The organism is Streptococcus infantis (assembly GCF_047465035.1).
Lineage (GTDB): Bacteria > Bacillota > Bacilli > Lactobacillales > Streptococcaceae > Streptococcus > Streptococcus infantis_T.
Genome location: NZ_JASHAQ010000033.1, coordinates 1 through 9699, shown reverse-complemented (window position 1 = coordinate 9699; position 9699 = coordinate 1). Strand labels below are relative to the sequence as shown.

10 protein-coding genes, 1 other RNA gene and 1 pseudogene are annotated in these 9699 nt (G+C 39.7%); 6 read left to right on the top strand and 6 right to left on the bottom strand.

What is annotated here, in order from left to right; translation table 11 throughout:
* Positions 1–720 (top strand): Rib/alpha-like domain-containing protein (locus QM406_RS09760; RefSeq protein ID WP_414274104.1); only part of this gene is annotated, 720 nt, incomplete at its 5' end.
* Positions 721–1242: 522 nt separating this feature from the next.
* Here QM406_RS09760 and ssrA read toward each other — a convergent pair.
* The 6 genes from ssrA to QM406_RS09730 form a co-directional block, all read right to left on the bottom strand.
* Positions 1243–1590: a transfer-messenger RNA gene (ssrA, locus tag QM406_RS09755) on the bottom strand.
* A 103-nt stretch (positions 1591–1693) separates the two neighbouring features.
* Positions 1694–2275 carry a class I SAM-dependent DNA methyltransferase gene (locus QM406_RS09750; RefSeq protein WP_075231399.1) on the bottom strand — a complete coding sequence of 194 codons (582 nt, stop codon included), beginning with the start codon at positions 2273–2275 and terminating at the stop codon, positions 1694–1696.
* A gap of 260 nt (positions 2276–2535) precedes the next feature.
* Entirely contained in the window at positions 2536–3195 is a 660-nt protein-coding gene (locus QM406_RS09745; protein WP_075231400.1) for an amino acid ABC transporter permease, read from the bottom strand.
* 9 nt (positions 3196–3204) lie between these two features.
* Positions 3205–3882 (bottom strand): amino acid ABC transporter permease, encoded by a 678-nt coding sequence (locus tag QM406_RS09740; RefSeq protein WP_315640696.1) that lies wholly within the window; start codon positions 3880–3882, stop codon positions 3205–3207.
* Between the two features lie 12 nt (positions 3883–3894).
* Entirely contained in the window at positions 3895–4689 is a 795-nt protein-coding gene (locus QM406_RS09735) for a transporter substrate-binding domain-containing protein (RefSeq protein WP_281335772.1), read from the bottom strand.
* Positions 4690–4699: 10 nt separating this feature from the next.
* Positions 4700–5458: an amino acid ABC transporter ATP-binding protein gene (locus QM406_RS09730; RefSeq protein ID WP_281335773.1), complete on the bottom strand. Its 759-nt coding sequence runs from the start codon at positions 5456–5458 to the stop codon at positions 4700–4702.
* 177 nt (positions 5459–5635) lie between these two features.
* Between QM406_RS09730 and recJ the strand changes: the two genes are divergently transcribed.
* From recJ to QM406_RS09705, 5 genes and pseudogenes are all read left to right on the top strand, one after another.
* Positions 5636–7861 carry a single-stranded-DNA-specific exonuclease RecJ gene (recJ, locus tag QM406_RS09725; protein ID WP_414274105.1) on the top strand — a complete coding sequence of 742 codons (2226 nt, stop codon included), beginning with the start codon at positions 5636–5638 and terminating at the stop codon, positions 7859–7861.
* Between the two features lie 435 nt (positions 7862–8296).
* Complete coding sequence (gene rpmG / locus QM406_RS09720) at positions 8297–8449, top strand: 50S ribosomal protein L33 (RefSeq protein ID WP_001809375.1); 153 nt, start codon at positions 8297–8299, stop codon at positions 8447–8449.
* Between the two features lie 9 nt (positions 8450–8458).
* Positions 8459–8635 (top strand): preprotein translocase subunit SecE, encoded by a 177-nt coding sequence (secE, locus tag QM406_RS09715; protein ID WP_001211016.1) that lies wholly within the window; start codon positions 8459–8461, stop codon positions 8633–8635.
* A 57-nt stretch (positions 8636–8692) separates the two neighbouring features.
* Positions 8693–9229, top strand: a complete 537-nt coding sequence (gene nusG, locus QM406_RS09710) for a transcription termination/antitermination protein NusG (RefSeq protein ID WP_045763385.1) — start codon at positions 8693–8695, stop codon at positions 9227–9229.
* Positions 9230–9419: 190 nt separating this feature from the next.
* A pseudogene (locus QM406_RS09705) lies at positions 9420–9699 on the top strand (sigma-70 family RNA polymerase sigma factor); the annotation flags it as partial.

The following is a 9699-nucleotide window of genomic DNA, read 5'->3' as shown; positions in this document are numbered from 1 at the left end:
ACAACAGTAGAGTTCAAGACACCAGTAGACACAACTACACCAGGTGATAAAGGAACTACAGTCGTTGTGACTTACCCAGATGGTTCTAAGGATGAAGTACCAGTTAAAGTAACTGTAAAAGATCCAACTAATAAAGTCGTTAAAGATCCATCAGTAACCCCAGTTACAGATCCAAGCAACTTGACTGACGCCGAAAAAGCTAAAGTAGCCGACGAAGTTAAGAAAGCTAACCCAACCGCGAAAGATATCAAGGTTAACAATGATGGATCAGTAGTTGTAACCTTTGAAGATGGTACAACAGCTGTTATTCCAGCCGATAAGACAGTTAAGAAATCATCAGATAAAGTTAAGGAATCAGATGGAGTTAAGAATCCATCAGTAACCCCAGTTACAGATCCAAGCAACTTGACTGACGCCGAAAAAGCTAAAGTAGCCGACGAAGTTAAGAAAGCTAACCCAACCGCGAAAGATATTAAGGTTAACAATGATGGATCAGTAGTTGTAACCTTTGAAGATGGTTCAGTAGCAGTCATTCCAGCTGAAAAAGCTGTTACAGCTGCTAACCAAGATTCACCTGCTCAAGCACCAGCTAAGAAAGCAGGAGCGAAAGAATTGCCAAATACTGGTACAGAACAATCTAGCGCTTCACTTGCTTTAGCACTTCTTGCAGCAGCAACAGGCGGACTCCTCTTCGCTAAAAAACGTGAGGAAGAAGAGTAAGAAATTACTCAAATAAAGCAAAACTGAGAATCTCAATTCTATGAATTTGCTAGAAAAACCGTAAGAAGAAATTCTTACGGTTTTTTTGATGGATAATGATTAGGAGAAAGGGGAAATGTCAGTCTTACAGATCTTTAAAATGCTAAAAATTCAATTGAATAGCTGTTCAATGTATAGTTGATTGAAATAAGATGTGAACAAAGAGGTTAGGAAAGTCAAATTAATTTCTAAAAATGTTTTAGAATTTATATTGTACTACTCTAAGTTCAATCCACTATATATGCTATTTTTCCCATAGAAGAAAAGTTAATGTTGCCATCTTTCAAGTGTCTTGATGTAACATTGTAAACTTGTATGATGACAGAAAAAACGTTGATATCATCAACGTTTGAAACATAGGAACACCTCACAACTCTTCTTGCCTCTATTATACGACTTTACACAAAGAAAAGCCCTTGGAAACTTGACTTCCAAGGACTTTGTCTTCGTTCTAACGTTGAGAACATCAACGTTTTTTTAATATAATGGAGCCGGTGGGAGTCGAACCCACGTCCAAACACCTGCTAACATATTTGTCTACGACCATAGGTTATGTATTGTTTTAACAGCCCCTCGACACATAACTCAAGCCTAGGAACTGCGAGTCTATAAATCTCTTATCAAACTGCTAGACAAAGCCTGATCGTATCTCGCTAATAATAAGACCTGTCATCAGACACGAGCAATCCGAATCGGGTCACGCCTGCTGGTTTTTAGGCAGCTAGAGCGTAAGAAGTGTTATTTTTTGCAGTTATATTTAACTGGGCGTTTACGTCGCCACACGAGTCGCAAAATATGCCTCATAATGCCTGTCGAATCCGTAACGACCCCAAAAGACAATACAACTATTATACCTTATCTATTGGGAAAATGCAAAAACTGAGTAAAGATTAGCATTTGCTTTGTTTTTAGTGCTTGTCTGATACTCTAAGGGCTAAATATTTTTGCTACTTGTAAGAAATAATTGGGAAGGTTTATGGAGAAAGAGATGGTCTGAGCTGTAGAGTATTTGACTTGTTATTTCCGAGAAACCTTGTTGGCTGAGGCTTTCTTCAAGTTCAGAAATGATAAAACCGTGTGTCTCTCCAGCTGGTAGAGTAAAATCAGCAATAAAGAGTTGTCCGCCATGAGTCAAATGTTCCTTGAACATAGATAGACTGTCATCAAGATTAGGCATATGATGAAGAACTCGACTGACGATAATAAGGTCGAACTCTTCTTCAAGTGGTTCAAGTAATAAATCCTGTTGAATCAAGTATAGGTTTGCAAGCTTTTGACTTTCAATTTTGAGACGAGCTTGCGCAAGCATCTTGTCTGCAATATCAACCAAGGTCACTGATTTAGCTTGTTTGGCAAGAGGAAGGGCGATAAGGCCAGTTCCGCCACCAAAGTCTAGGATTGATTTGTTTGACAAATCAGGCACTTGTTTTATTAGATGCTGGTAAACAAGATCGGCCAGAAATTGATTTTTTGGAGAATCAAATGATTCTGCTCGATGATTAAAATGATGTTCCATATTTCTAGTCTAGCATAGAGTTTGTCAGTTTAACATTTCCTAGCTTATTTTCTAGTAAAGAAATAAGCAAAAAGATTTCTCTCAAAAGGCGGTGGGACAGAAATCGATAGACAAAGTCTCAATTTCGTAGTCCCAGCCCCGCGAGGATGATTAGGAGCATTTTGGAGTCTAAAAGACGAACAAAAAGTTCAATCAGCTACCGCGTCAATGTTTGATTGTTAATAAAAAGTGAGGTCGGGATTTTTTGTCCCAACCTCTTGTTATTCTGCAGCTTGTTGCCAATGTTTTGCTAGAGTCCGTGAAAGGCTTGAAATAGCTAGGTTGAAGCTGAAGTAGATTAGAGCGATCAGGATATATAAGCTGAAAACCTGTTCCGGTTCAAAGTATCGGCCCATGAGAATTTGACTGGCACCAAAAAGCTCTTGGAGGGCGATTACAGAGTATAGAAGACTGGTATCCTTAATCACTGTTACAAATTGAGAGATGATGGCAGGGAGCATCTTGCGGATGGCTTGCGGTAGGATGATGTGATAGAGGATTTGGCGATAGGAGAAACCTTGTGCCATTCCTGCCTCGTATTGTCCTTGATCCACTGCATTAAGACCACCTCGGATAATTTCAGCCAGAGCTGCAGATGTAAAGAGAGTAAAGGCGGTGATTCCAGCTGGGGTAGATTTCATTTTAAAGACTAAAAAAATAGTGAAAATCCATAGTAAATTAGGAACATTTCGGACAAATTCAATGTAGACACTAGCAAGGATTCGTAATAGGGTGTTTTTTCCATTACGCATGACAGCGAGGATGGTTCCAATCAGTGTTGAAAGCGTGATAGCAATCAAAGAGATATAGAGGGTTAGACCAAAACCTTTTAAAATAAAGATGAGGTTGTCTAGACTGAGAACTTCAAGAATACTTTCCATAAAAACCTCCTAAAGTGAATAAGCTTTTTTGTTAGCTTGCTCCATTTTTCGTCCAAATTGGGCTACAGGGAAGCAGAGGGCAAAGTAGAAGAAGGCAGCACCTAAAAAGGCTGGGATGTAGTTGCCGTTGAGTGCGGACCAAGATTTGGTGACAAACATAAGATCAACTCCAGAAATGATAGCTACTGTCGAAGTATTCTTAATCAGGTTGACGACTTGGTTGGTCAAGGGAGGGAGAATGATGCGAAAAGCCTGCGGTAAGATAATCAGGCGCATTGCGTTTGCATAGGTGAATCCTTGAGAAAGGGCGGCTTCGAGTTGGCCTCTAGGGATAGACTGAATTCCTGATCGAATGACCTCGGCGATATAGGCACCGTGGTAGAGTCCGACGCAAAGAACGGCAGTCCAGTAGATAGGAATCATGATAGTATGGTTACTAATCAGAGGCAAGCCGTAAAAGACAATAACGAACTGAACTAGGAGAGGGGTGTTTTGATAAAATTCGACAAAGATACGAGACAAGATCCGTAAACTACCATGTTTGCTAGTGGATAAGGTACCAAATAGGATGCCCAATAGCATGGCTAGGGTAAAAGAACCTAGAGCAATAGCTATAGTAAAGAGAAATCCGTTAAAAAATTGACCAAAATGTTGAAAATAAGCTGTCCAAGATGATAAATCTATCATGTAGCTACCTCCTTATTCTGCTGAGTGTTTGGAAGGTTTGAGATTGTAGCGACCGTATAACTCCTGCAAGGTCCCATCCTGACTCCATTTGACAACCAATTGATCTAGGTAGTCATTCAGTTGCGTGTTTGATTTTTTGGTTACAATACCATAGTCAGAAGGTTTGAAGCTATCGTCAAGTAGTTCAGTTCTTTTGCTGGTATACCCGGAAAGGATAGAACGGTCTACTGAGAAGGCATCAATCCGATGGGCGTGGAGGGAGGTGATCAATTCAGGATAAGAGCCGAGTTCGACAAATTTAAAGGATAGTCCTTTTTTATTACCTAGCTCTGTAATCAGCTTTTGGGTGATGGATCCTTGTGCGACTCCAATGGTTTTTCCGTTTAAATCTTCAATATCTTTAATCTTACCTGATTTATTTACCAAAAATCCACAGGCGTCTGTATAGTAAGGGCTGGTGAAGTTGTAGAGTTTTTTTCGTTCGTCAGTAATTGTGAAGGTGGCGATATCCATATCCACTTGTTCGTTGTCTAACAGAGGACCTCGAGTTTGAGCAGTAACTGGAACGTAGCGGACCTTGACCTTGAGTTGATCTGCAATCAGTTTGGCTAAATCTGTTTCAATACCTGAGAATTCTCCAGTTTTCGGGTTTTTATAGCCGAAATTAGGGACGTCTTGTTTGACGCCAACAACGATTTCTGCCTTTTTTTGGATATCTGAGATGCTGGTATCTGCTTGAACTGATGTCACAAATCCAATGCTTAAAAGACTGGTAACTACTGTTGCAAGAAAGAAATTCTTTTTCATAGGTGTCTCCTTATTTGACCTTATCACTTTCGTGGTTGATAATCTTGCTGAGAAATTGTTGGGCGCGTGGTTCACTTGGGTGATCAAAAAATGCATCCACATCTGTTGTATCGACCAGGACTTGCCCATCTGCCATAAAGATGATGCGATCAGCTACTTTACGAGCGAAGCCCATTTCGTGTGTGACGATGATCATATTCATGCCGTCGTGGGCTAGTTTTTTCATAACAGCTAGGACATCGCCGATTGTTTCGGGGTCGAGAGCTGAGGTTGGTTCGTCAAAGAGGAGGAGTTCAGGTTTCATAGCTAGACCTCTAGCGATAGCTACTCGTTGTTTTTGTCCGCCTGATAAGGTGGCTGGATAGGAATCTTTCTTATCCCACATATTTACAAATTCTAAATATTTTTGCGCAGTTTTTTGAGCCTCTTTGGGATCAATACCCAGTACTTTAATAGGTGCAAGAGTTACATTTTCTAACACAGTCTTATGTGGATAAAGATTAAAATGTTGGAAAACCATACCTACTTCCTTGCGGAGGGGGACCAAATCCTTTTGGCTAGCACCTGCCACTTGGTGTCCGTTTACCAGGAGACTTCCACTATCAATTGCCTCTAGACCATTGATAGTACGGATAAGGGTTGACTTTCCAGAACCAGATGGTCCAAGTAAAACAACAACTTGGCCTTTTTCAAAACGAAGGTTGATATTCTGGAGTGCGTGGTAGTCTCCGTAATACTTTTCAACAGCTTTAAATTCTACTAAAGTCATAATTCTTCTCCTTTGTGTTAGATTTTGTAACATCGATTCTACAACAAAAGCGTTTTCCTGTCAAATGATATTACAAAAAAATTAGTAAAATTTTGATAAAAGCAAAGCAGATAGAGAAAAACTGGAAATCATGTTATAATAAAACAATAGAATCGTAAGAAAGAGTGGATGATTTTTTTGATAATTCCTACTTATAATTGGCAATTTGCTCCGCAAGTTGAGGATGCGGATTTTACAAAGATAGCTAAGAAAGCTGGTTTGGGACCTGAAGTAGCTCGTTTGTTATTTGAACGAGGCATCAAGGATGAAACTAGTCTGAAAAAATTTTTAGAACCTTCTTTGGAGGATTTGCATGATCCCTACCTTTTAAATGATATGGAAAAGGCAGTGGAGCGGATTCGCCATGCTATTGAGCAAGGGGAACTGATTCTCATTTACGGGGACTACGATGCGGATGGGATGACTTCGGCTTCTATTGTTAAGGAGAGTTTAGAACAGTTGGGTGCTGAGTGCCTGATCTATCTTCCTAATCGCTTTACGGACGGCTATGGTCCAAATGCCAGTGTCTACAAATATTTCATTGAACAACAGGGCGTGTCTTTGATTGTGACGGTGGACAATGGTGTGACAGGGCATGAAGTCATTGATTTGGCCCAGTCTATGGGAGTGGACGTCATTGTGACCGACCACCATTCTATGCCTGAGGTTTTACCAGATGCCTATGCTATTATCCATCCTGAACATCCAGGGGCGGACTATCCTTTCAAGCATTTGGCGGGTTGTGGGGTCGCTTTTAAGTTGGCTTGTGCCCTTTTGGAAGAAGTACAGGTTGAGTTGTTAGACTTGGTTGCAATTGGGACAATTGCCGACATGGTCAGCTTGACGGACGAAAATCGCATCATGGTTCAATATGGTCTTGAGGTCTTGCGCAATACTCAGCGAATGGGATTGCAAGAAATGTTTGAAATCGCTGGGATTTCAAGTAGTGATGTGACGGAAGAAACAGTCGGTTTTCAGTTAGCACCTCGTTTAAATGCCTTAGGGCGCTTGGATGATCCCAATCCAGCTATTGATTTGTTGACTGGATTTGACGATGAGGAAGTGCATGAAATCGCCCTTTTGATTCATCAAAAGAATGAAGAACGTAAGGAAATTGTTCAGTCTATTTACGATGAAGCCAAGGGCATGGTGGATCCTGATAAAAGTGTTCAAGTTTTGGCCAAGGAAGGCTGGAATCCAGGAGTTCTTGGAATTGTAGCTGGCCGCTTACTTGAAGAACTAGGTCAGACAGTCATTGTACTGAATATCGAAGATGGAAGCGCCAAGGGGAGTGCTCGAAGCGTAGAAGCAGTCGATATCTTTGAAGCCTTGGACCCGCATCGAGAACTGTTTATTGCCTTTGGTGGTCACGCAGGTGCTGCGGGTATGACCCTTGAAGTGGAAAAGTTGGAAGTCTTGTCTGATGTTTTGGAAGCCTATATCCGAGAAAAAGGTGTAGATGCCCAAGGTAAAAACAATCTATTTTTAGATGAAGAACTGGACTTAGAGACCTTGAGTTTGGAGACGGTGAAAAGTTTTGAACGTCTAGCTCCTTTTGGGATGGATAACCAAAAGCCTGTCTTCTATATTCGAGATTTTCAAGTTGAAAATGCTCGCGTCATGGGGGCTGGTAATGCTCATCTCAAGCTGAAAATTTCCAAAGGTGAGGCCAGTTTTGAGGTAGTCGCTTTTGGTCAAGGGAAATGGGCGACTGAATTCTCACAGACCAAGCAACTGGAACTAGCAGTGACTCTCTCTGTCAACCAATGGAATGGACAAACAACCTTGCAGTTGATGATGGTTGATGCCCGTGTAGAAGGTGTCCAGCTCTTTAACGTCCGTGGTAAGAATGCCCTGTTGCCAGAAGGGGTAGCCGTTTTGGACTTTACGCAAGAGTTACCTGATGTCACCTCTTGTTCAGCTATTGTCGTTAAGAATATCCCTGAGGATATATCCCTCCTTAAGAAAATCTGTCAGGAACAGGAGTTTTCAGCTATTTACTTTAAAAATGATATAGCTAAGGCTTACTACTTGACGGGATATGGAACGAGAGAGCAGTTTGCAAAATTGTATAAAACCATCTATCAGTTCCCGGAGTTTGACATTCGCTATAAACTCAAGGATTTGGCGGCCTATCTCAAGATTGAGCAAATCCTATTAGTCAAAATGATTCAGATATTTGAAGAGCTTGGCTTTGTGACCATTGAAAATGGAGTCATGAGGGTGAATAAAGAGGCTGAAAAGCGTGATATAGCTGAGAGTCAGATTTATCAAAAGCTGAAACAAACTGTTAAAGAGCAAGAAATAATGGCGCTTGGAACAGTTCAGGAAATCTATGATTTCTTAATGGAAAAAAATGAATAGAGATCGAAAGAGTTGGCTTGCTGACTCTTTTTTTGCTATCAAAAACTACATCAATGAAAGGAATTTAGTGCTATGTGAGAGGAGTGAAGGACTGTTGAACCTTGTTGAATAAAGTTAGTCGGAGTAGAAAATGGATAAAGAGAAGAAAAAGAAATTACTGGCAGAGTACAAGCAATAACAGAAGAAAGAATTTGAAGCAAGTTTACCGATAACAAGGGAGATCTTTTTAGATTTGTTTGATTTTTTGGATCAGGAGTTAGAGTCGCTGACTTGTTATGACGCTTTTCTTTTGAAAAAATATGTTTAAAAGTATTTTGGATAAATCCCTTGGTAAAACAAGTGGAAGTTACTTTGAAAAATTACCTTAAAAAATCAAAAACGATTTAACTTGTCAAAGCAGAGGTTTATTGTTATAATAGGTAAGATGGAGGCGTTATGGCACTTAAAAAAGCAAGTCTAGCCTGTGCGGTTTGTGGTTCTAGAAACTATTCGATTAAGATTAGTGGCAATCCAAAACCAACACGCTTAGAAGTAAATAAATTTTGTAAACACTGTGGCAAGTACACCACACACCGAGAAACGAGATAGGAGAAAACGATGCGTTTTATTAAGGACATTTTTAAACTTCTTAAAGAAACAACTTGGCCGACTCGCAAGGAAAGTTGGTTAGATTTTAAATCTATCATGGAATACACTGCTTTCTTTGTAGTGATGATTTATATTTTTGACCAATTGATTGTTAGCGGATTGATTCGTTTTATTAATATTTTTTAAAATAAGCTAAGGAAAAGATCTAGTCGCTGAAATTCTTCAGTTAGGAAAGGAAAAAACATGGATAGTTTTGATAAAGGATGGTTTGTGCTACAAACTTACTCTGGCTACGAAAATAAAGTAAAAGAAAATCTATTGCAACGTGCACAAACATACAATATGCTAGAAAATATTCTACGTGTTGAAATTCCTACACAAACAGTGCAAGTAGAAAAAAATGGAAAGAAAAAAGAAATCGAAGAAAATCGCTTTCCAGGGTATGTTCTTGTAGAAATGGTTATGACCGACGAAGCATGGTTTGTTGTGCGTAACACACCAAACGTAACAGGATTCGTAGGTTCACACGGAAATAGATCAAAACCAACTCCACTTTTGGAACAAGAAATTCGCGATATTTTAGTTTCTATGGGTCAAACTGTCCAAGAATTTGATATTGATGTCGAAGTTGGTCAAACTGTTCGTATTATTGACGGAGCTTTCGCAGATTACACAGGTAAGATCACAGAAATTGATAACAATAAAGTTAAGATGATTATCTCAATGTTTGGTAATGATACAGTTGCAGAAGTAAATCTTAACCAGATTGCAGAACTTTAATCAAAAATATTATCAATATAAAATCACAAACAAAGACAACTGTAGAGACAACGGTTGTCTTTTTATCTCTCATCTGTCTTCCTCAATACTTCCTAATACACCTTGGACTCAAAAAAACACAAAACAGAAACCAAAGCCCCTCTTTCCCCCTTTCTCTGCTTGTAGTATAGCAGAGAAAGGGGGAAAGCAAATGCTTGAAAAGAATTATGAGAAGTTAAAAGGAATTGTTCATAAATGTAGAAAAGACTACTATCTCCACCTGTGGGAGAAAGAGGATTGGGACCAAGAAGGCATGATCTGTCTCCATGAACTTCTAGAAAAGCATCCAGAATTAGTGGAAGAAGAAAAGAAACTCTACGTCTACTTCAAAACAAAATTTCGCAATCGAATCCTTGATAGCGTCAGAAAACAAGAGAGTCAAAAGCGTCGCCTAGACCGGATGGCCTATGAAGAAGTAGGGGAGATTAGCC

Excerpts from the sequence above, each read along its gene's own strand:
- QM406_RS09735 (WP_281335772.1), bottom strand. The coding sequence starts at position 4,689 with ATGAAAAAGAATTTCTTTCTTGCAACAGTAGTTACCAGTCTTTTAAGC.
- QM406_RS09745 (WP_075231400.1), bottom strand. The coding sequence starts at position 3,195 with ATGGAAAGTATTCTTGAAGTTCTCAGTCTAGACAACCTCATCTTTATT.
- nusG (WP_045763385.1), top strand. The coding sequence starts at position 8,693 with ATGGATAGTTTTGATAAAGGATGGTTTGTGCTACAAACTTACTCTGGC.
- secE (WP_001211016.1), top strand. The coding sequence starts at position 8,459 with ATGCGTTTTATTAAGGACATTTTTAAACTTCTTAAAGAAACAACTTGG.
- QM406_RS09730 (WP_281335773.1), bottom strand. The coding sequence starts at position 5,458 with ATGACTTTAGTAGAATTTAAAGCTGTTGAAAAGTATTACGGAGACTAC.
- QM406_RS09740 (WP_315640696.1), bottom strand. The coding sequence starts at position 3,882 with ATGATAGATTTATCATCTTGGACAGCTTATTTTCAACATTTTGGTCAA.
- QM406_RS09750 (WP_075231399.1), bottom strand. The coding sequence starts at position 2,275 with ATGGAACATCATTTTAATCATCGAGCAGAATCATTTGATTCTCCAAAA.
- rpmG (WP_001809375.1), top strand. The coding sequence starts at position 8,297 with ATGGCACTTAAAAAAGCAAGTCTAGCCTGTGCGGTTTGTGGTTCTAGA.